A 20023-nucleotide genomic window follows, 5' to 3' on the forward strand; every position below is an offset into this window, starting at 1 on the left:
CGTCGCCCAGGAACTCAACGGCCGCCCACGCAAAACGCTCGGCTGGGATACCCCGGCCGAGCGTCTGCGTGATTTACTACTAGCTACCTAGCCACCAGCAGTGTTGCAACGACCACTAGAAACCGCCGGGTGGGGTGCGGGCCGCCGTCGTGGGTGGGTGCTAGTCCCGGACCGCCGCCATCAGCTCGGCGACGTCCAGGGCATCCCCGAGCCCGAGGGCCAGCGCGGCCACCTGGCCCGTGTCTTCCGAAGTGCGCCGGCCGCCGACGTTGAGGCGGAACTTCTCGGCCAGCTCGTCATCGCTCAGCGGGTTTCTCGGGCCGCCGCGGTTGAACTCCACCCGCGCCTCATGCCATTCGCCGTCCCGGGTGTTGACGCGCAACACCGCCGGGAACTGGTGCGGGTAGATCTCACTGCTGCGCTCATCGGCGTGGCAGCGGACCAGCCCGGCCAGCCGCAGGGTTTCCGGATCCTTCGCCATCGCGTCGGTGAAGTCGTGATGCCCGACGCCCAGGCCGGAGCCGCCCAGGAGGGCCCGGGCGACGGTGAAGGGGCCGGAGAAGGCGGCGTGGTAGCCCGATTCCGGTTTGGCCTTGGACTCGGCGGGCTCGGCGATGGTCCGCAGCACGGGCGCCGGAACGCCCAGTTCGATGCCGACGATGTCCTCCGGCCGGACGCCGCGGTCGCGGAGCTCGCGGGCGGCGTCGATGCCGGCGTGGGTGAAGTGGTTGCACGGGTAGGGCTTGAAGAAGATGCCCGGGAGTTCCCATTGCTCGCCGAGACCTTCGACCACCTTGGCGGCATCGGCACGGTCCCCGCAGAAGGCGTGCAGGAAACCGAACCTGCCCTCGATGACCGTAGGCGGCCCGGTGAGCCCGTGCCGGGCCAGTTCGGCGGCCGTGATCCCGGAGTGCGCCGCCCAGCCGCAGTGCGTTCGCTTGACGCTCCCGCCGGTCCGGTTTGCCTCGAGCAGGCCCGCCCCGAAGCTGGCGGCGATGCCCATCGCGTCGGCGATGCCCTCGGCGTCGAGCCCGTAGAGCATCGCGGCGGCGGCAGCCGATCCAATAGCGCCGCAGATGGAGGTGGCATGCTGGCCGCGCTCGAAAAACTCCGAGTTTCCCAGGGCCTCGTCATAGCCGCCCATGCCCAGCCGTACCGTGATTTCGATGCCGACGCCGGCCGCGTCCAGGAGTGCCGCCCCGCTGGCGCCGGTGGCTTCCGCCACCGCCAAGGCCGCCGGGATGACGGAGGCGGAAGGGTGCAGGACCGAGGGCAGGTGCGTGTCGTCCGAGTCCATCGAGTGGGCCAGGGTGCCGTTCACCAGGGCCGCCGTCGCCGCGGGGAAACGGCGGCCGGTGCCGATGGCAGTGGCATCCTCGTTTCCGCCCCAGCCGGTGGCGACGCCGATCACGGCGGCCGCGGAGGGCTGGCTGTGGGCGGCCAGCGAGTTGCCCAGCAGGTCAAGCACCCGGCGGGCCACGTCCTTGCGCAGGTCCGGGGCAAGGCCGTCTTTTCGGGTATGGTCCGCCAGGGCGGCGAGCCGGCCGACGACGGTGCCGGTGAAATCGTGCCGGCTCATCGGGTCACCACCGCGACCGGGCGGATCGGGGAGCCGGTGCCGCCGACGATCCGCAGCGGGGCCATGACGAAGGTGAATTCGGTCAGCCCGTGCCGGGAGGCGTCCTCAAGGTTCAGGTGCTCGATGATGTGGATGCCGTTCTCCACCAGCATGATCCGGTGCACCGGCAGCACGCTGTGGCCCTTGCCGGCGGGGATGTGTTCGAAGGCGGTGGTGTCCGCGCCCGCGGCGACAATCCCGGCCGAAGCGAGCCAGCGGGCCGCTTCCACATCGGGACCCGGGACGCCGTCCGTCTGGCCGAGATACCGTGCGGGGTCCCCGAAGTGCCGCGCCCAGCCGGTCCGGATCAGGACCACGTCGCCGGAGCGGGGCGAGACCCCGGCGGCGTCGGCGGCATCCTGCAAATCCTTCGCGGTGATTGCCTGGCCCGCCTCCAGGGCCTCCACCCCGTGCAGTGCGGCGATGTCCAGGAGCAGGCCGCGGCGAAGCAGGAACGGGATCTGGTCCGCCCCGAGCTGGGAGAACTTCCCGCCGCGCTGGGCGTCCGCCGCGTCCACGCCGCCGTGCAGCATGCCCTCGTGGCTGACGTGGGAGAGGGCGTCGACGTGTGTTCCCACGTGTCCGCCGGTGACGATGATTTCGTTGGAGGCGGACCCTCCGTCGGGCCGGACCATGTCACCGTGCCGGCGGATCAGGGTCATCCGGAACCCGGGGTGGTTGGGGGAGCAGGGCATGCCGGTGAAGTGCGGGTGGCCGAGTTCGACCACTTCCTGGGTGCTGCCCGTGACGGCGCTGAGCAGGGCATCGGTGGTGGACGTGGTCGCGTTATGCATGGAACTCCTCGTAGGGGACTAGTCGCGGATGGCGAGGTCGAGGACCAGCCGGGCGTTCTCCACGACGGCGGGGTCAATGAAGCGCCCGTCGGAATCGAGAACGGCCGTCTCTCCGGCCTCGGCGGACGATTGGGCGAGGGCAACGACGCCCTCGGCGCGCGCCACTTCCTCCGGAGTGGGAGTGAACGCGGTGTTGACGACGTCGATCTGGCGGGGGTGGATCACGGTGCGGCCGAAGAATCCCTGCCTCCGGCCCTGCAGGCTGCTGCGGCGCAGGCCCTCAAGGTCGGCGACGTTGGTGTAGACACTTTGGACCGGGGAAGCGAGGCCGTGGGAGCGGCTGGCGGTGACAATCCAGCCGCGCGCCCACTCCAGGCCTTCCGGCGAAACCCGCAGATCAGCGGCGAGGTCGGCCTCGCCGAGGGCCAGTCCGGTGACCCGGGGATGGGTGCCGGCCAGCAGCGGGGCGTCGCGGAGTGCGGCCGCCGTCTCAACCAGGAGATGAAGCTGGCAGCCCAGGGCATCGCCGGCCCGGCGGATCGCGGCGGGATCCTCGGCCTTGGCGATTCGGACGCCCGCCGGTTTGCGCTCCGCCCGGCCCAGCGTCTCAAGCTCCTGCGCGGACCACGGCGTGTCCAGCGGGTTGATCCGGATCCAGACCTGGCGCCCGGCCCCGGCCGTTTCGAGGGCACCGACTGCATTCGCCAGGGCCATGTCCTTGGCCGTGGACGGCACTGCGTCCTCGAGGTCGATGATGACGGCGTCGGCGGCCGAATCCAGCGCCTTGGCGATCCGGTCCTCCCGGTGGCCCGGGACGTAGAGCCAGCTGCGCGGAATCATGAGGCGGCCTCCCGGCCGGCGGCCTGGGGGTTGTAACCAAGGTTGCGGGAGACCTTGGCGGCCGCTTCCAGCAACGCTTCCTCGTACCGGGAGCGCTTTTCCTCGGACATCCGGTAGCTCGGCCCGCAGACGGAGATGGAGCCAACCACCTGTGCGTCGTCGGAGAAGACGGGGGCGGCCAGCGACGCCGCACCCTCCTGGCGTTCACCCTCGGAATGGCACACGCCCCTCGCCCGTGCGTCCCGGAGGGAAGCGCGCAGCGCCTCGGGGTCGGTCACCGTCGCCGCGGTCTGCCGGGGCAGCGGCCTGGAGAGGATGTCCTCCTGCTCGTCCTCGGACAGGAATGCCAGGATGGCGCGGCCGGAACTGCCGCTGTGCAGGTCGAAGCAGCGGCCGATCTCCACGGTCATCTTGATTTCCTGGGTGCTCTCCACCTGGTCGAGGTAGACCCGGCCGCCCGGGATCCGGGCCGACACCGTTGCGGTTTCGCCGGTCTGCCGCTGGAGTTCCACCAGGGCTTCCCGGGCGCCCCGACGCAGCGGCGAGGTGTCCAGCGCCCGCGCCCCAAGGGTGACGGCGGCTGGCCCCAGCCGGTACCGGCGGCTGCTTGCCTCATAAGTGAGGAGGCCGCGTTCGACGAACGTGGACACGATGCGGTGCACCACAGCCTTGGACAATCCGGTGGAGCGGGCGATCTCGGAGATCCCGAGGGCACTGTTCCGGCGGCCGAAGGCCACGAGGACGTCGGCCGCACGGGCCGCGGAGGTGGTCCCGCTGGACGTGGTTTCCATAGTTGGCTCCCTGGATGACTGACGAAGTCCGGATTGACGACTTTTACCATTTGTACCGCCTAACGGAACGCTTGTCGAGACTTCCGCCCGAGAGAAACCCGCGAATTATCGGAAGTTTCTGAAAAATAACCCTTGCGCACTGGAATGTGATCGGGCAAAGTGTTCCACGACACAGACCAAATATGTTCCGCCAAGCGGAACAGGTAGGGAGGTGAGAATGCCCGAGTACGATTTCGATCTGGCCGTGGCAGGTGCGGGCGGTGGTTTGATCGCCGCGCTGCGTGCCGCGGATCTGGGCCACGACGTCGTCGTCATCGACGCGGATGACCAGTTCCAGCGCGGAAACAACACCTCGATGTGCACCGCCATGATCCCCGCGGCCGGCACCCGCTGGCAGGAAGCCGCCGGAATCGACGACAGCCCCGGCCGTTTCCTCGGAGACATCGACCGAAAGACCGGCGGCAGCGCCGACCGACGGCTCGCGGAGGCCCTGACCGCGGCGAGCGCACCCATGGTGACATGGATGGCCGACGAACTCGGGCTGCCCCTTGAACTGGTGACCGACTTCCACTACCCCGGACACAGCGCCGACCGGTGCCACACCATCTCCGGCCGGCACGGATCCACCCTCTTGGCCCACCTCGTGGACCGCGCCCGCCGCCACGAGCGGATCGAACTCATTACCCCCATGACCCTGGAAGAGGTCGAGGTCAGCGGCGGAGCGGTCTCCGGCATCGTCGCCTCCACCCCGGACGGTTCCACGGACCGGCTGTCCGTCCCGGCCGTGCTGCTGGCCACCAACGGATACGGCGGCGCGCCGGAACTGGTGGAGCGGTGGATCCCGGAAATGGCGGGCGTCCACTACCACGGCGGGTTCTACAGCCGCGGGGATGCCCTGCGGATCGGCGCCGGCCTTGGCGCGGACTCGGCCTACCTTGACGCCTACCAGGGGCACGCCGCCCTCTCCGCCTCCAGCCAGACCCTCGTGGGCTGGGCCACCGTCCTGCACGGCGGCCTGATCGTGAACACCGAAGGACGGCGCTTCGCGGACGAGACGACCGGCTACTCGGAGTTTGCGGCGATCCTGGCCGCCCAGCCCGGACAAACCGGCTGGATCATCATCGACCAGCACATCGAACAACAATGCCTGGCCTTCACGGACTTCCAGCAGGTCGCCGACAGCGGGGCGCTGGTGCGGGCCGAGACCGTGGCCGATCTGGCGGAGCGCCTCAAGGTTCCCGCGGACGCGCTCGCCGACGACGTCGACGCTGCCGCGAGGGCAGCCCGGGGTGAGGAGCCCGACCGGCAGGGCCGCAGCGACGAGCGTCACGCCTTGACCGGCCCCCTCGCCGCCGTCCGCATCGTTCCCGCACTCTTCCACACCCAGGGCGGCCTGGTGGTCGATCACCACGCCCGCGTGCTGACCCGGGTGGACCAGTCGCCCATCCCCGGCCTCTACGCCTCGGGCGGGGCCGCCACCGGAATCTCCGGCCACGGCGCCGCCGGTTACCTGGCCGGCAACGGCCTGCTCACCGCCTTCGGCCTGGCCTGGCTGGCCGCCGAAGACCTGGGCGCACGCACCTGACCGCGTTCCGCGCGGTCCCACCTTTCCATCACCAGAGCATCAGGAGTTTCACGTGAGTACCTTCCTCATCAAGAACGGCACCGTTGTGCGGCCCGAGGAGAACGCCCCCGACGACGGCGAATTCTTGGACATCCTCGTCACCGACGGCAAGATCACCGCGATCGGGCCGAACCTTTCCGCCGACGGCGCCGAGATCGTCGACGCCGCGGGCAAGCTGGTCTTTCCCGGCGTTGTGGACGCCCACCAGCACTGGGGTATCTACAACCCGCTGGGCGAGGACACCGTCTCCGAGTCCCGGGCAAGCGCCCAGGGCGGCGTGACCTCCGCGATCACCTACATGCGGACCGGTCAGTACTACCTGAACAAGGGCGGCCCCTACAAGGAGTTCTACCCCGAGGTGCTGGCCACCTCCGAGGGCAAGGCCTACATTGACTACGCCTTCCACCTTGCCCCGATGTCCAAGCAGCACATCGAGGAAATCCCGTCGCTGGTCGAGGACCACGGCGTCACGTCCTTCAAGATCTTCATGTTCTACGGCAGCCACGGCCTGCACGGACGCTCCACCTCGCAGAGCGAATTCCTCATGATCCCCGAAGACGAGAACTACAACCTGGCGCACTTCGAATTCGTCATGCGCGGCATCCAGGCCGCCCGGGAGAAGCTGCCCGAGTTGGCCCCGCACATCTCCCTCTCCCTGCACTGCGAGACCGCCGAGATCATGAGCGCCTACACCAAGCTCGTGGAGGAGGAAGGCACCCTCACCGGTCTCGCGGCCTACAGCGCGTCCCGGCCCCAGCACTCCGAGGGCCTGGCCGTGACCATCGCCTCCTTCCTGGCTGACGAGACCGGCCTGCCCAACATCAACCTCCTGCACCTGAGCTCGGCCAAGGCGCTGAAGGCCGCGATGAAGATGGCTGAGGCGTTCCCCCACGTGGACTTCCGCCGCGAGGTAACCATCGGGCACCTGCTGGCCGACATCGACACCGCCCACGGCCTGGGCGGCAAGGTCAACCCGCCGCTGCGCCCCCGCGACGACGTCGAGGCCCTCTGGGAGCACATGCTCGCTGGCAACATCGACTGGGTGGTCTCCGACCACGCGTGCTGCAAGGACGAGCAGAAGTTCGGTGACGACCGCGACGACATCTTCGCCGCAAAGTCCGGCTTCGGCGGCACCGAGTACCTGCTGCCCGGCCTGATCACCGAGGGCCGCAAGCGCGGGCTGTCCCTCCGCCGCATTGCCGAGCTGACCTCCTCGAACCCGGCGTCCCGCTACGGCCTGCCCGGCAAAGGCCGGCTGGTGGAAGGCGCCGACGCCGACATCGCGATCGTGGACCCCGACGCCGTCTGGACCGTACGCGCCGAGGACTCCGAATCCACCCAGGAGTACACGCCGTTCGAGGGCTTCGAACTCGGCGCCAAGGTCACGGACACGTTCGTCCGCGGCCACCGCGTGCTGACCGACGGCGTCATCACCGGCGAACCCGTCGGCCGCTACCTGCAGCGCCCGTACCTGTGAGCGCCAACGCCTTCGGCGCCGTCGCCGAGACCAACCACGGACCGCTCCGCGGCCTGAAGGTCCTGGATGCCTCGACCATCCTGGCGGGTCCGCTGGCGGCCCAGATCCTCGGTGATTTCGGCGCCAACGTCATCAAGATCGAGCACCCCACCAAGCCGGACGGCATGCGGGGCCACGGGCTGGATAAGGACGGGATCCCGTTGTGGTGGAAAATGGTCAGCCGCAACAAGCAGACCGTGACCCTTCACCTCGGAACCCCGGAGGGCCAGGAGATCTTCCGGGAGCTCGCCGCCACCGCGGACGTCGTCGTCGAGAACTTCCGGCCCGGAACCTTCGAGCGCTGGGGCCTCGGCTATGACGTGCTGTCCAAGGACAACCCCGGCCTGGTGATGCTGCGCGTCAGCGGCTTCGGCCAGCGCGGCCCGTACTCGTCCCGGCCCGCGTTCGGGACCCTGGTCGAGTCGATGAGCGGGTTCGCGCACCTCACCGGCGAACCCGACGGGCCGCCCACCCTGCCCGCGTTCGGGCTCGCGGATTCGATCGCCGGCGTCGCCGGGTCTTCCGCCGTCGCCATGGCCCTGCTGGAACGGGACCGCAACGGCGGTGAGGGCCAGGTGATCGACCTGGACCTGCTCAGCCCGATCATGACCGCCGTCGGACCCGCCGTGATCTACGCGGACCAGCTGGGACTGGACCAGGACCGCACCGGCAACCGCTCCCAGAACAACTCTCCGCGCAACCTGTACCGGACCAAGGACGACCACTGGGTGGCCGTCTCGACCAGTGCGCAGGCGATCGCCGAGCGGGTGCTGCGCCTGGTGGGCCACCCCGAGGTCATCGACGAGCCCTGGTTCGCCACCGGCAGGCAGCGCGCCCAGCACGCCGAGCTGCTCGACGGCTACGTCGGCAGCTGGGTCGAACAGCGCACCCGGGACGAGGTGGTGCAGGAGTTCGAGGCCGCCGGCGCGGCCGTGGCACCGGTCTACCGTCCCAGCGAGCTGCTCGTTGACGAACAAATTGTGGCCACGGAGATGATCACCCGAGTCCCCGACCCAGATCTTGGATCGGTCCGCATGCAGAACGTGATGTGGCGGATGACCAAATCCCCCGGCTCCATTCGGCATACCGGGCGCCCGCTCGGTGCCGACACCGACGAGGTCCTCACCGCCCTCGGACACGATCCCTCCGAACTCCGCGATCTCCGTGAACGCGGCGTCATCTGACCCCTAGGAACCCTATGAAATCGCGTTGGTTTACGCTCTGCATTGTCCTTGGACTGGTGCTGGTCAACTACATCGACCGCAGCGCCATCTCGTTCGCTGCGACGCCGATCCGGGAGCATTTCGGTATCTCCGCCGCCGAATACGGCATTATCAGCTCGGCCTTCTCCGTCGGGTACATGGTCTTCGCACTGCTCTCCGGACCCCTGGTGGACCGGTTCGGCTCCCGCAAGATCCTCATCTGGGGCATGATCGTGTGGGCCGTGTCCTCGGCGCTGACCCCGGCCGCCGGCGGCTTCCTCGGCCTGATCCTGGTCCGGATCGTGCTCGGCGCCGGTGAGGCTCCCTGCTTCCCGGCCGCTACCCGCATCGCCAGCCGGTGGCTCCCGGCCCAGGAGCGCGGCAAGGCACTGGCCCTGGTGGGCGGCGTGGCCGTCTCCGGCAGCCTGCTGATCGGCGGTCCCATCCTCACCCAGCTGGTGAGCCTCACCGGGTGGATGGGCATGTTCTGGATCCTCGCCGCCGCGGGCGTCCTGTGGGTCCTCATCGCGGTTCCGTACCTGAAGAACTCCCCAGCCGAGGCGGCTTTCTGCTCCGAGGAGGAGCGCGCCTACATCAAGAGCGGCCAGACCGAGGGCGAAGCCTCCGGCCGGGAAGAAAAGATGGAGTGGGGACCCATCCTGCGGAACCGCAACCTCTGGATCGTGGGGCTGGGCTACTTCGCCTGGGGCTTCATGTTCTGGGCCTTCATGTACTGGCTGCCGCAGTACCTCCAGGCAGGATTCGGGCTCTCCCTCAAGGCCGTCGGTGCGTTCTCGGTGGCACCGTGGGCTGCCGGCGTCGTCGGCGCCCTGGTCGGCGGCGTGCTGGTGGACCGCATCTACAAGCGCACCCAGCAGGTCCGCTCCCGCTTCACCATCATCGGTGTGGCGCTGCTGCTGGCCGGCGCCTCGCTGGTTCCGCTCCTGGTGATGCCGGTGACCCTGACGCTCGCCCTGGTCTGTATCTCCCTGGGCGTGGGCTTCGGCTTCATCACGGGCGGTATCTGGTGGGTTGCCTCTATTGACGCCGCTCCCAAGCAGCCCGGCACCGCCGCCGGGTTCGCCGATGCGTGCTTCGCGCTCTCCGGCATCATCGCCCCGAGCGTCATGGGCTTCATCGTCTCCGAGTCCGGCAGCTACACCGGCGGCTTCGTGATCATGGCCGTGCTCTGCGTCATCGCCGCCGCAGCGCTCCTGTTCTTCACGAAGGAACCGGCCCGCGTCACGGCCGAGCAGGAGGCGGCTCCGGTGCGGGGATAGTTCCCGGAGGCACCACGAGGGGCCGGGCAGCCGAGCGGCTGTCCGGCCTTTCTGTTGGCTACCTTTCTGTTGGCTTCCGGGTACCGCGGGAGGCATGATCGGTGCAGGGCGCCCGCCCGCAGGCGCCGTTTCCAAGCGACAGGAAGTCTCCATGAGCAGCCAGCAGCCTGAATCCACAGCACAAACCGTCCTGATTACCGGAACTTCCTCCGGCATCGGACTGGCCACCGCCGTCGCCGCCGCGCAGGCCGGCTGGACCGTCGTCGCCACGATGCGCAACCTGACGAAGGCGGACGCCCTGCGCTCGGCGGCCGCGGAGGCGGGGGCGGAGCTGGACATCCGTGAGTTGGACGTCACCGACCAGGCAGCCATCGACCGCGAGATCACCTACTGCTCGGAGCGCTACGGCCGGCTTGACGCGGTGGTGAACAATGCCGGAAGCGCCACCCTCGGGACCGTGGAAACCCTCACTGTGGAGGACATCCGCGTGGCCATGGAGGTCAACTTCTTCGGCGTCGTCGCGCTGACCCGGGCCGCGATGCCCCTCCTGCGGGCCAGCGGCGGCCGGCTCATCACCATCAGCTCGGTGGGCGGCGTGGTGGGCCAGCCGTTCAACGAGGCCTACTGCGCGGCCAAGTTTGCCGTCGAGGGCTTCCTGGAGAGCCTCCAGCCGCTGGCGGCATCGGTGGGGGTGGGCGTCCACGTGATCGAACCCGGCCCGGTCTCCAGCGAGTTCGTCGCCAACGCCGGCATCGACCCGAAGACCATGCTCGCCGACGCGGGACCCTACGCGCCGGCCCTCACCGCCTACCTGAACCGGACCACCCAGCAGTTCGGCAGCTCCAATGCTCAGACCCCCGATGAGGTGGCCCAGGTGATTCTCGCCAGCCTCCGCGACGAGGGGACGCCGTTCCGGGTGCAGACATCCGACTGGGCCCGGGGCTTCGTGGGCACCAAACTCAAGGACCTCGACGGGAGCCTGGTCACGGGGATGACCGCGGGGTGGGTGACCGACTGAAAACAGGGGCGGCTGCTCCTTGCGCACCGCCGGTGCATCCACGAGGATAAAGCCCTCCCCGCCGCGACAGAGGAGTCAGCGCCATGACCAAGTACCTGATCTCGTTTCCGAGCGCCGCCATGGACGTCCCGCTTGAGGAACTTCCCGCCGTCGCCGACGCCGCGCACGCCGTCGTCCGCGAGGCCCAGGCCGCCGGGGTGTGGGTGTTTGGCGGCGGCATCGACGAAAGCGTCCCGCCGGTGGTGGTCGACAGCGGCGGCGAGGCGCGGCAGGGCACCTACCCGCAGACCGCGCATCTGGAGGGCGGCTACTCGATCCTGGACCTGCCCTCCCACGAAGCGGCCGTGGAATGGGGCGCCAAATTCGCCAGGGCGTGCCGCTGCCCGCAGGAAATCCGCGCCTTCGGCGACGACGCGGAAGCCTGACCACCGGCCATGGCGGCCATGGACTGCCTGGTGATCTACGTGCCCGCGGCCGACGCCGATGCGGTCCGCCGGGCGCTCGGTGACGCCGGCGCGGGTCGGTTGGGCAACTACTCGCGCTGCTCGTTCAGCACCGCGGGCACGGGCCGGTTCACCCCGCTGCCCCGGGCCGCGCCCGCCGTCGGCGCCGTGGGCACGCCGGAGGAAGTCGCCGAGGTCAGGATCGAGGCCCTCTACCCGCGGGACCGCCGCGACGCCGTCGTCGCAGCGGCGCTGGCCGTGCACCCGTACGAGACGCCGGCCTTCATGACGTTTCCGGTGGACATCACCCGGCCCGAGGCTCCCTAGCGGCTGCTGACCTTTCCGGACAGCCGGGCCAGCGGCGCCAGCACCAGCGGCCGCGCCGCGAACCAGGCGCCCGCCGTGATGGCCAGGCCCGCCGCGAAGAGCCAGAAGCCCACCCAGTTCACCTCGTCCGTGCCGGCGAACATGTGGTTCAGGTTCCGCAGGGCCCCGGTGGCGAACACCAGGAATACGTGAACCAGGATGAACAGCACGAAGAACAGCATGGTGGGGAAGTGCAGCGCGCGGGCCACCTCCACGGGATAGACCCGGTTCAGGGTGGTGGCGTTCTTGGGCCAGAGTTCGCTCATCCGCACGCCGGTAACCACGGCAAGCGGCGCCGCAATGAATACCACCACGAAGTACATCAGCTGCTGCAGGCTGTTGTAGTTCACCCAGCCGTCCTCCACCGGCCAGTCGAGGGTCAGGTACTGCAGCAGGGCCGACGCCGCGTTGGGGAACACCTCCCAGCTGGTGGGTACGATCCGCAGCCAGTGCCCGGAAGCGAACAGCAGCACCACAAAGATCAGCCCGTTGGCCAGCCACAGGATGTCCAGCGACTGGTGCAGCCAGAGCGTAATGCTGATCTTCTTCCCGCCCCGCGCCGGCGTCCAGTAGGCGGGAGGCTTCTGCTGGGTCCGCACCTGGTAGCCGGAGCGGATGATCAGCACCATCAGGAAGAAGTTCAGGAAGTGCTGCCACTGGGCCCACCAAGGGAAACCGGCCTGCGCGGTGTCCGGCAGCTCGTAAGCGCCGGGGTAGCGGCGGAGGAACTCCGGGACGCCCGGCAGCGTGGTGACGCCGCGGGCGGCGAGAATCAGGATGCCGGCGGCGACGACGGCGCTCACGGCGATGAGCACCACCCGACGGATCCAGCCGGCCAGGGTCCGCGACCCGTAACGGCGGGGTTCGGGCTTCGGCGCGGCGGGCTTCTCCTTGGCGGGTGCAACCGGGGCAGCGACCGGTGCGGGCGCCTCGGCGGCCGCCGGGGCAGGAGCCTGAACAGGGGCCGCCGCGGGAGCCTGGGCCTCGGGCGCCGAGTCGACGACGGGTTCCGGGACCACGGGTTCCGGGACCACGGGTTCCGGGGCCACGGGAACCGAAACCGGTGCCGCTGAAGTGGCATACCGGGCCGGGGCGGTGCCTGCCGGGGGCCACGGCTCGCCACCGGCAACCCGCGGGAGGCCACGGCGCAGGGGAGTGGTACCGGCCTGAGCGGGGGCCGGAGCCGCGGCGGCGGGTGCCGTTGCCGCGGGAGCAGGAGCCGGGACGGGTGCGGATGTGGCCGCTGCCGGGGCGACCGCTGCGGGGGCCGATGCCTCGGCCGGCGCGCTAGCAGCCGCTGACAGCGGCGTCATTCCGGCGGGTGGCCAGGGCTCACCGCCCGGGACGCGGGGGAGGCCTCGCCGAAGCGGCCGGCCACCGCCGGACACAGGGGCAGTTGCCGATGCGGGAACGGGCTCGGCCACGGGAGCAGCCGCGGGCGCCGAAACTTCCGGAGCGGACGCGGGCGCCGAGACAGCCGCCGAAGCGAAGCGCTCAGGAGCCTCGCCCGCGGGAGGCCAGGGCTCGCCGCCCGGAACCCGGGGGAGTCCCCGGCGGAGCGGTCGTGAGGGGGCCGCCACCGCTACTTCTTCCGCGCTTCGAGGGCGCTGATCAGCTGGGGGACCACCGTGAAGACGTCGCCCACCACGCCGAAGTCGGCGATCTCGAAGATCGGCGCGTCGGCGTCCTTGTTCACGGCCACGATCGTCTTCGCTGTCTGCATGCCCGCCCGGTGCTGGATGGCCCCGGAGATACCGAGCGCCACGTACAGCTGCGCGGACACGGACACCCCGGTCTGGCCCACCTGCTGCGACTGCGCGACGTAGCCGGCGTCCACCGCGGCGCGGGAAGCTCCGACGGCCGCGCCCAGGGTGTCGGCGAGCTCCTCCACCAGGGCGAACTGTTCCTTGGAAGCGAGGCCCCGGCCGCCGGCCACCACCTTGGCGGCCCCGCGGAGTTCGGGGCGGGTTGAGGCTGCCGCGGCGCCCTCGAAGGACTCGATCCTTGCCGCGGGCTTCCCGGAGGCGGTCACCGTGAGGGTCTCCGGGGCCGCGGTCCGGCCCTCGGCCCGGGCCTCGATGGAGCCCTGCCGGATGGTGATGACGGGCGGCCCGAAGGTGGCCGTGGCAGTGACGTTGTAGGCGCCGCCGTACACGGAATGGTGCGCCACCACGCCCTCCTCGTCGCGGGAGACCCCCACGGCGTCGACGCAGACGGCGGAGCGGGTCCGGGCTGCGAAGCGGCCGGCCAGGTCGCGGCCGTTGAGGGAATGCGAGATCAGCACGGCGTCCGGCCGGACCAGCTCCACGGCGGCGGCCAGGGCGTCCACGGCCGGGACGCCGAGGGCCTCCCGGTCCGGAGTCTCCGCGACCAGCACATGGGCGGCGCCGAGGGCCGCGGCCTCCGCGGCGGGATCACCGGACGGAGAACCATCGCCGGGGGTGCTCCCGGCCTGCGGGGCAGGGATGACCAGCGCCACGGGGGTGCCCACGGCGGCAGCGGCGCCGAGCAGCCCGGCGGCGGCCTTCTCCAGCTCCCCGGCGGCGGTGGTTTCGAGCGCCACCAGGATGGCGTCAGTGGGAAAATCAGTCATGTCGTTGCTCCCTACGCCAGGCGGTTTTCGATCAGGAATGCGGCGATCTTTTCGCCCGCGTCGCCGTCGTCGACGATCTTCACGCCGGCCGCGCGCGGCGGCCGTTCCGCGACGGAGAGCATGATGGACCGCGCTGCCTCCGGATCGTCGGCCGTGACGCCCAGGTCCGCGAGGGCGATGACCTCCAGCGGCTTCTTCTTGGCCGCCATGATGCCCTTGAAGTTGGGGAACCGCGGCCCGGGCAGCGCCTCGGTGATGGAGATGACCGCCGGCAGTTGCGCGGAGACCTGCTGCACGCCGTCGTCCACCGGGCGGGTGCCGGATACGCTGCCGTCCCCGATCGAGACGGAGCTCAGGCCGGTGGCGTGCGGGACGTCGAGGAGTTCGGCGAGCATCGCGGGGATCATGCCGCCGGTGCCGTCGGTGGAGAGGTTGCCGGTGACCACCAGGTCGAAGCCGGTGCGGCGGATGGCGGCGGCGAGGGTCTCGGCGGTGAGTCCCAGGTCCGCGCCGCGGAGGGCCTCGTCGCAGACGTGCACGGCGCTGCCGGCCCCCATCGCCAGGCCCTTGCGGAGGGTGGCGGTGGCGGATTCGGGGGCGAGGGAGAGGACGACGATGTCGGTTCCCTCGTGCGCGTCGGCGTAGCTCAGCGCCAGCTCCAGGGCGCGCTCGCCGATCTCGTCGATCACCGCCTCGTTGGCCGCGCGGTCCGCGAGGCCGGTCTCGAGGCTTAGTTTCCGGTCCCCGTAGGTGTCCGGAACTTCCTTGACTAGGACGACAATCTTCATTGATGGCTCTTCCTGTGGCGGGCATGCCGCCGGGAGGCGGCACGCCGAATCTCCCTAGAGTCTACGAAACCTGCCGCTCTCCTCAGCGCGCCGAGGCCAGCGCGTCCCAGGCAAAGCTGGCCAGCCAATGGCTGGACATGAATTCGTCCGTGCTCACCGCGGCCAGGCCGGCCTCCAGCAGCGGTGCCGCGGCGCCGTCGAGCACGCCGCACAGCTCCTCCGTCGAGGACCCGGATGCGGACCCGGACGCGGAGAGGGCGGCGCTGATCCGGATCAGCTGCCCGGCCCGGCTGAGGTTCAGGCCGTTCAGATGCGCCAGGTAGCCGTCGGTTTCGTCGGTGACCGTGAACGGCGCCAGGATCCGGAACCCGGGCGCCAGGTCCGGCAGGAAGCGGGTGAACCAGGCGGCGAAGTCCCCGCCGTCGAGCACACGCGCCATCAGGTCCGCCTCGCTCAACCCGGCGGAGAGGAAGTCCTGGCCGCTGAGCTCCCACTCTCCGGGCCAGCCGGCGTCGTCCTTGAACCAGCGCAGCGCCGCCTCCTCGCACACGGCGGCGGCCCGGTCCCGTCCCAGCGCGCGGAAGGCGTCCAGCATCAGCCCCAGGCCGAAGGCGGCATTGGTGTGCAGCCCGTGCCGGACCGGGAACTCGGCCTTGGCGGTCCAGTCCGCCACCAGCGACGCCACGATGTCCACCAGCGGTTCCAGCGCCGCGCCCCATTCCCGCACCTGCGCGTCCTCCGCCGTGATGGCGGTGGCGGCGAGCCGCACCAGCCAGGCCCAGCCGTAGGGGCGCTCCCAGCTGGGGTTGGCCTGCAGGTAGGCGCCCTCCACGGCGAGGTTCTCCGGGGTGAGGTTGGCTGCCAGCACCCGGCGCAGCGCCGCGTCGCGGTCCGGGCTGACGCCGTGTTCCAGCAGGGACACGCCCAGCCAAGTCATGTGCACGCAGGAATGCCAGTCGAACGAGGTGTAAAACGCCGGGTGGAGCTCGCGGGGGCTTGGGCGGTCCTCAAGCGACGTCTCCACGTGGTGCGACGCGTAGGGGTACGGCCGGCCCAGGTTCTCCAGCACGATGTCCGCGTAGGTGTCGGCCAGCCGGTCCATCTCTTCGGTTCCGGCGGTGACTACGGTGACGGCGGACGGTGCGGCGGAGTGGCTCATGGTGCCCCTAACGGGTGGTGGCGGACGGGATCAGTTGAAGGCCAGGAAGTACATCAGGCCGATGTTGGCGGCCAGCAGCGGCACGGCGGTGGCGACCTGCGCCTTGATGACGCCGTACTTGTTCTTCATCTCCAGGAGCGCCGAGGGCACCAGATTGAAGTTGGCCGCCATGGGGGTACAGAGCGTGCCGCAGAAGCCGGCCAGCATGCCGATCGCGAAGATGATGGCCGGGGTGCCGTGGAAGCCCTGGACCAGCACCGGCCAGCCGATGGCAGCCGTCATGATCGGGAACGCGGCGAACGCGTTGCCCATCAGCACCGTGAAGAGGAACATGCCCACGGAGTAGACGATCACGGCGGCGATCAGCGAACCCTCCGGCAGGACGCCGGTGGCCAGGGTGCCCACGGCCTTGCCCACGCCGGCCTTGGTGAACAGGATGCCCAGGGTGGAGAGCATCTGCGGCAGCAGCGCGGCCCAGCCGATGGATTCGAGGATCCGGCGGCCCTCGAAGATGGGGGTCAGCTTGTTCTTGGGCTTGAGCAGCACGACGGCGACGACGGCGGCCGCGATGGCGCCGACGGCCAAGGCCAGGAGCGTGGTGTTGGCCGGGTCGAACAGCGGCTGGCCGCCGATCTTCAGGACCGGGGCGAGCAGGACGATGATCACGGTGACCACCGGCAGGGTCAGTGCCGGGATGAAGAGCTTGTTGCCGAAGCGGGCGGCGAAGGCGGTGCGCTCGGCCTCGCTGGTGGTGCGGGACTTGCCGTCACCCAGGGGCCCGGTGCTGGCCAGGACCACCAGGACCAGGACGGCCACGCCCAGGATCCATGCCGGGGCGGTGTTCGCCTGCACCCAGGAGCCGTAGAAGAAGCAGAGGCCCAGCAGGCCCCAGAAGGCCGAGCTGCCCCAGCGCTTGGGGTGGCTGGTGTCCCGGGAAATCAGGAACGCCCAGGCGATGAACAGAATGCCAATCAGCCAGAAGACGGCTTCAACCTTGATCATGCGGTCTCTCCTACGGTGACTGCGGACTTCTCTTCCTCGACGGCGGCGCGGACGTCCTTGTCCAGCTGGCGGTCCAGCCGCAGCAGCCGGAAGCCGTGGATGAGGAAGGCGATGATGGCGGTGGGGATGGCCCAGACGGCCAGCTCCAGGGGTTCGAGGTGCAGCTTGTAGGTGGTGTCCACGAACGAGGTGATCAGCAGGATGGAGCCGACCGCCACGAAGATGTCTTCACCGAAGAAGACGCCCACGTTGTCCGCCGCGGCGGAGTGGCCCTTGATCTTTTCCCTGACCTTGTCGGGGACGTGGCCGTAGCGGCGCAGCGCGGCGCCCTCGGCCATGGGGAACACCAGCGGCCGCACGGTCTGGGCGTGGCCGCCGATGCCGGTGAGGCCGACGGCGGCGGTGGCCTGGCGGACCAGCAGGTATCCCAGGAGCACGCGGCCGGCGGTCAGCCTGGCCAGCTTCGCGATCAGCGTCTTGGCCTGCTCCTGCAGCCCGAAACGTTCGATGATGCCGATGACCGGCAGGACCACCACGAAGATCGTCACGGACCGGCTGCTGGCAAAGCCGGAGCCGAACGCGTTGAGGATCTCCAGCGGGGAGAGGCCGCCCAACAACGCCGTAACGATGCCGGAAACGGTGACAACAATGAGTGGGTTGAGGCGGACGGCGAAGCCGACGATGACCAGCAAGACCCCGATGAGTACGAGCATATCCATCCATCCCCGCAGGACGCAGCAGTGTTCCGCGGACGAGAGTAGTTAGGGGCATGGCCGGCCCGGCCGAGCTGAAAGGGGTGACTTCCGCAAAGTGATGCCCATCACTGTGATCCACAGCTTATGGTTTTGTTGAACAATGCGCAAGAGGGGTGGCGGACCGTGCCGTCCGGGCCCCGGCGGCCGCCCCGCTTCCGGTGGGAATCAGGCTTAGTGCAGCTCGTGCGCCATCGCGGCCAGCAGCTGCGCCTCGGCCCGGTTGAGGTAGTCCCGCATCAGCTCCGCCGCCTCGGCGTTGTGGCCGGCGGCAATCAGCTCCAGGACCCGGGCGTTGTCCGCGACATAGGGTTCGTGGAAGGCGGGGTCCGAGCCCATCGAGTGGAACACCAGGCGCATCTCGGCCAGTACCTGCTTCATCAGTGAGTCCAGGCGCTCGCTGCCGGCGCGGGCCACCAGGGCGCGGTGGAACTCCTGGTTGGCGCCCGCCATCCCGGCGATGTCGCCGCGGGCGCGGGCATACTGGGCATCGGCGACGACGGCGCGCAGCTCATCCACCGGCGCGGCCTCGTGCCAGAGGACGGCGGCGGGTTCGACGAAGCGGCGGACCCGGTAGATTTCGCGGATGTCCTCGGCGGCGGGCCGGGCCACAAACACCCCGCGGTTGGGGATTCGGGTCACGATGTGCTCGGCATGCAGGGCGGTGAAGGCCTCGCGGAGGGTATTGCGGCTGACGCCGAGGGCCTCGCCGAGGGCCTCCTCGGAGAGCTTGGTGCCCGGGGTGAGGTCGCCAGCGGCGATCCGCTGCCGCAGCTGGTCCGAGACCCACAGTCCGGTGTGCGAGTGGGTAGACCCCTTCGCCACGCCGCGCAGGGACTCCAGGACCGCTTCAAATGTCATGGCGCCAAGCCTAGTGGAGCGGCCAGGCTGCCCCTTACGGCAGGCGTGACGGGCGCAGGACCGACGCCTCGCCCGCCCGCGACGGGTCCAGTGGCACCGGGCTGACCAGTACCGCCGGACCCCGGTGCAGCACGCCTTCGGACACCACCCGGCACCGCACGCCACCACGCCCGCGCATCGCCTTGTGGGCGCCGGGGGCCAGCATCGAATCCATCCAGGCGCAGGGGTGGGCGGGTCGTCCGGCCTTGAGTCGGACCGTGTCCCCGCCGGACTCCAGCATGAACTCGTGGCCCAGCAGTGGCGCCAGCTCGGCGCCGCGGATAATCACGTTGCGACGGGTCAGCAGCGGGTCCAGGGGCGGCGTGCCGAGCTCCGCGGCGATCGCTTCCAGGCCCTCGACGGCGAACAGGGTGGCGGCGGCGTCCATGTGCGCGGCCTTGCCGAAGAACCGGTCCCCGGCGATCCCCTTGCCCGCAACGAACTGCGCCTTTTCGGCGTCGTGGGTCGGGACGTCGGCCGCGCCCTCCCTGGCCCGGCCGAAGTAGGCGTGGGCGGGGGAGACCAGCAGGTGCAGGATCTCGATGTCGTAGCGGTAAGCCTCGCTCATGCCTCCACGCTACCGCCGGCGCCGCCGGTCCGGGCGAGCTTCATTATCTTGACGATAACTTCACTATGGCGGAGCATCGAGGCATGGACAATCTTGGCGGCCACCCCGGCCTGACGCTGGAGTCTCCCGGGGTCGAAGACCAGGCCGAGCGGGCGATGACCGCCGTCGGCGCCCTGGTGCTGCACCTGCGCCGCGAGGCCGGCTTCAGCATCGGAGGGCTCGCCGCCGCGGCCGGGTTGAGCCCGGGCCTACTGAGCCAGATCGAGCGCGGCCAGGGCAACCCCTCGCTGACCACCCTGATCAAGCTCTCCCAGGCGCTCAAGGTGCCGGTGGGGCGCTTCTTCGACACCGGGGACCAGGGCGGCGCGCTGGTCCGCCGCGACGAGCGCCGCCGGCTGGAAGTGGCCGAAGACAACCTGATCTACGAGCTGCTGACCCCGCACATGAACGGGCAGCTGGGCATGCTGCGCGCCCAGATCGCCGCCGGCTGGGACAACAAGGACGCCCCGTTCAAGCATGCCGGCGAAGAGTGTGTGACCGTGGTGCAGGGGCGGCTCTACGTTTGCGTCAACGGCGTGGGGTATGAGCTGGAGGAGGGTGATTCGCTGACCTACGACTCCTCCCTGCCGCACTGGTACCGCAACCCCACCGACCAGGATGCAGTGCTGATCGGGGCGATGACGCCGCCATCGTTCTGAGGGGGCACGCCCCCGGTTTCGTTCAATAAAATGAATAAATACGGCTCAAAGTGTTGACAGGGGTCGTCCAG

Annotated in this window: 20 protein-coding genes; 8 read left to right on the forward strand and 12 right to left on the reverse strand. The window is 69.9% G+C overall.

The genetic code is table 11. From position 1 onward, the window contains the following. Positions 1-160: 160 nt before the first annotated feature. From ACFVY3_RS00005 to ACFVY3_RS00020, 4 genes are read right to left on the reverse strand one after another with little or no spacing between them, the layout of a single operon-like run. Positions 161-1579, reverse strand: coding sequence for an MmgE/PrpD family protein (locus tag ACFVY3_RS00005; RefSeq protein ID WP_400158330.1), 1419 nt, complete (start codon positions 1577-1579; stop codon positions 161-163). Further along, a complete protein-coding gene (locus tag ACFVY3_RS00010) occupies positions 1576-2412 on the reverse strand; it encodes a cyclase family protein (RefSeq protein ID WP_400158331.1) in 837 nt (278 codons plus the stop codon). Before ACFVY3_RS00010 ends, ACFVY3_RS00005 begins: the two co-directional genes overlap by 4 nt. A gap of 18 nt (positions 2413-2430) precedes the next feature. After that, positions 2431-3252, reverse strand: a complete 822-nt coding sequence (locus ACFVY3_RS00015) for an HpcH/HpaI aldolase/citrate lyase family protein (RefSeq protein WP_400158332.1) — start codon at positions 3250-3252, stop codon at positions 2431-2433. Further along, a complete protein-coding gene (locus tag ACFVY3_RS00020; protein ID WP_400158333.1) occupies positions 3249-4043 on the reverse strand; it encodes an IclR family transcriptional regulator in 795 nt (264 codons plus the stop codon). The genes ACFVY3_RS00015 and ACFVY3_RS00020 overlap by 4 nt, the downstream gene beginning before the upstream one ends. A gap of 217 nt (positions 4044-4260) precedes the next feature. Between ACFVY3_RS00020 and ACFVY3_RS00025 the strand changes: the two genes are divergently transcribed. From ACFVY3_RS00025 to ACFVY3_RS00055, 7 genes are all read left to right on the forward strand, one after another. Then, complete coding sequence (locus ACFVY3_RS00025) at positions 4261-5628, forward strand: FAD-binding protein (RefSeq protein ID WP_364134133.1); 1368 nt, start codon at positions 4261-4263, stop codon at positions 5626-5628. A gap of 52 nt (positions 5629-5680) precedes the next feature. After that, the gene (locus ACFVY3_RS00030) at positions 5681-7144 is read left to right on the forward strand and encodes a dihydroorotase family protein (protein ID WP_400158334.1); all 1464 of its coding nucleotides are present in this window, start codon (positions 5681-5683) and stop codon (positions 7142-7144) included. After that, complete coding sequence (locus ACFVY3_RS00035) at positions 7141-8367, forward strand: CaiB/BaiF CoA-transferase family protein (protein ID WP_290256274.1); 1227 nt, start codon at positions 7141-7143, stop codon at positions 8365-8367. Before ACFVY3_RS00030 ends, ACFVY3_RS00035 begins: the two co-directional genes overlap by 4 nt. Before the next feature lie 14 nt (positions 8368-8381). Continuing rightward, a complete protein-coding gene (locus tag ACFVY3_RS00040; RefSeq protein WP_290256273.1) occupies positions 8382-9665 on the forward strand; it encodes an MFS transporter in 1284 nt (427 codons plus the stop codon). A 151-nt stretch (positions 9666-9816) separates the two neighbouring features. Beyond that, positions 9817-10683 carry an SDR family oxidoreductase gene (locus tag ACFVY3_RS00045; protein ID WP_400158335.1) on the forward strand — a complete coding sequence of 289 codons (867 nt, stop codon included), beginning with the start codon at positions 9817-9819 and terminating at the stop codon, positions 10681-10683. An 83-nt stretch (positions 10684-10766) separates the two neighbouring features. Next, positions 10767-11108: a YciI family protein gene (locus ACFVY3_RS00050; RefSeq protein WP_400158336.1), complete on the forward strand. Its 342-nt coding sequence runs from the start codon at positions 10767-10769 to the stop codon at positions 11106-11108. 9 nt (positions 11109-11117) lie between these two features. Further along, the gene (locus ACFVY3_RS00055; protein ID WP_400158337.1) at positions 11118-11453 is read left to right on the forward strand and encodes a hypothetical protein; all 336 of its coding nucleotides are present in this window, start codon (positions 11118-11120) and stop codon (positions 11451-11453) included. Here ACFVY3_RS00055 and ACFVY3_RS00060 read toward each other — a convergent pair. The 8 genes from ACFVY3_RS00060 to ACFVY3_RS00095 all read right to left on the reverse strand — a co-directional run bounded on the left by ACFVY3_RS00060 (position 11450) and on the right by ACFVY3_RS00095 (position 19254). After that, on the reverse strand, positions 11450-12541 hold the full coding sequence (locus tag ACFVY3_RS00060) for a cytochrome b/b6 domain-containing protein (RefSeq protein ID WP_400158338.1): 1092 nt from the start codon (positions 12539-12541) through the stop codon (positions 11450-11452). The two genes, ACFVY3_RS00055 and ACFVY3_RS00060, sit on opposite strands and share 4 nt — an antisense overlap. 533 nt (positions 12542-13074) lie before the next feature. Further along, positions 13075-14085: an electron transfer flavoprotein subunit alpha/FixB family protein gene (locus tag ACFVY3_RS00065; RefSeq protein ID WP_400158339.1), complete on the reverse strand. Its 1011-nt coding sequence runs from the start codon at positions 14083-14085 to the stop codon at positions 13075-13077. Positions 14086-14096: 11 nt separating this feature from the next. Continuing rightward, the gene (locus tag ACFVY3_RS00070; RefSeq protein ID WP_400158340.1) at positions 14097-14873 is read right to left on the reverse strand and encodes an electron transfer flavoprotein subunit beta/FixA family protein; all 777 of its coding nucleotides are present in this window, start codon (positions 14871-14873) and stop codon (positions 14097-14099) included. An 82-nt stretch (positions 14874-14955) separates the two neighbouring features. Next, positions 14956-16032, reverse strand: a complete 1077-nt coding sequence (locus ACFVY3_RS00075) for a DUF2891 family protein (RefSeq protein WP_400158341.1) — start codon at positions 16030-16032, stop codon at positions 14956-14958. A gap of 30 nt (positions 16033-16062) precedes the next feature. Beyond that, positions 16063-17034 carry a DUF979 domain-containing protein gene (locus tag ACFVY3_RS00080; RefSeq protein ID WP_400158342.1) on the reverse strand — a complete coding sequence of 324 codons (972 nt, stop codon included), beginning with the start codon at positions 17032-17034 and terminating at the stop codon, positions 16063-16065. Next, positions 17031-17753, reverse strand: a complete 723-nt coding sequence (locus ACFVY3_RS00085) for a DUF969 domain-containing protein (RefSeq protein WP_400158343.1) — start codon at positions 17751-17753, stop codon at positions 17031-17033. The genes ACFVY3_RS00080 and ACFVY3_RS00085 overlap by 4 nt, the downstream gene beginning before the upstream one ends. A 207-nt stretch (positions 17754-17960) precedes the next feature. Next, positions 17961-18647, reverse strand: coding sequence for a GntR family transcriptional regulator (locus ACFVY3_RS00090; protein ID WP_400158344.1), 687 nt, complete (start codon positions 18645-18647; stop codon positions 17961-17963). 34 nt (positions 18648-18681) lie between these two features. After that, positions 18682-19254, reverse strand: coding sequence for an MOSC domain-containing protein (locus ACFVY3_RS00095; RefSeq protein WP_400158345.1), 573 nt, complete (start codon positions 19252-19254; stop codon positions 18682-18684). Between the two features lie 83 nt (positions 19255-19337). Here ACFVY3_RS00095 and ACFVY3_RS00100 point away from each other — a divergent pair, with 83 nt between their 5' ends. After that, complete coding sequence (locus ACFVY3_RS00100) at positions 19338-19952, forward strand: helix-turn-helix domain-containing protein (protein ID WP_377971653.1); 615 nt, start codon at positions 19338-19340, stop codon at positions 19950-19952. The last annotated feature ends 71 nt before the right edge of the window (positions 19953-20023 follow it).

Origin of the sequence: Arthrobacter sp. BPSS-3 (genome assembly GCF_044628475.1) — a bacterium.
GTDB lineage: Bacteria > Actinomycetota > Actinomycetes > Actinomycetales > Micrococcaceae > Arthrobacter.

Coding starts and splice junctions, on each gene's coding strand:
- ACFVY3_RS00005 (WP_400158330.1), bottom strand. CDS start 1,579: ATGAGCCGGCACGATTTCACCGGCACCGTCGTCGGCCGGCTCGCCGCC.
- ACFVY3_RS00010 (WP_400158331.1), bottom strand. CDS start 2,412: ATGCATAACGCGACCACGTCCACCACCGATGCCCTGCTCAGCGCCGTC.
- ACFVY3_RS00015 (WP_400158332.1), bottom strand. CDS start 3,252: ATGATTCCGCGCAGCTGGCTCTACGTCCCGGGCCACCGGGAGGACCGG.
- ACFVY3_RS00020 (WP_400158333.1), bottom strand. CDS start 4,043: ATGGAAACCACGTCCAGCGGGACCACCTCCGCGGCCCGTGCGGCCGAC.
- ACFVY3_RS00025 (WP_364134133.1), top strand. CDS start 4,261: ATGCCCGAGTACGATTTCGATCTGGCCGTGGCAGGTGCGGGCGGTGGT.
- ACFVY3_RS00040 (WP_290256273.1), top strand. CDS start 8,382: ATGAAATCGCGTTGGTTTACGCTCTGCATTGTCCTTGGACTGGTGCTG.
- ACFVY3_RS00045 (WP_400158335.1), top strand. CDS start 9,817: ATGAGCAGCCAGCAGCCTGAATCCACAGCACAAACCGTCCTGATTACC.
- ACFVY3_RS00050 (WP_400158336.1), top strand. CDS start 10,767: ATGACCAAGTACCTGATCTCGTTTCCGAGCGCCGCCATGGACGTCCCG.
- ACFVY3_RS00055 (WP_400158337.1), top strand. CDS start 11,118: ATGGCGGCCATGGACTGCCTGGTGATCTACGTGCCCGCGGCCGACGCC.
- ACFVY3_RS00065 (WP_400158339.1), bottom strand. CDS start 14,085: ATGACTGATTTTCCCACTGACGCCATCCTGGTGGCGCTCGAAACCACC.
- ACFVY3_RS00070 (WP_400158340.1), bottom strand. CDS start 14,873: ATGAAGATTGTCGTCCTAGTCAAGGAAGTTCCGGACACCTACGGGGAC.
- ACFVY3_RS00075 (WP_400158341.1), bottom strand. CDS start 16,032: ATGAGCCACTCCGCCGCACCGTCCGCCGTCACCGTAGTCACCGCCGGA.
- ACFVY3_RS00080 (WP_400158342.1), bottom strand. CDS start 17,034: ATGATCAAGGTTGAAGCCGTCTTCTGGCTGATTGGCATTCTGTTCATC.
- ACFVY3_RS00085 (WP_400158343.1), bottom strand. CDS start 17,753: ATGGATATGCTCGTACTCATCGGGGTCTTGCTGGTCATCGTCGGCTTC.
- ACFVY3_RS00090 (WP_400158344.1), bottom strand. CDS start 18,647: ATGACATTTGAAGCGGTCCTGGAGTCCCTGCGCGGCGTGGCGAAGGGG.
- ACFVY3_RS00095 (WP_400158345.1), bottom strand. CDS start 19,254: ATGAGCGAGGCTTACCGCTACGACATCGAGATCCTGCACCTGCTGGTC.
- ACFVY3_RS00100 (WP_377971653.1), top strand. CDS start 19,338: ATGGACAATCTTGGCGGCCACCCCGGCCTGACGCTGGAGTCTCCCGGG.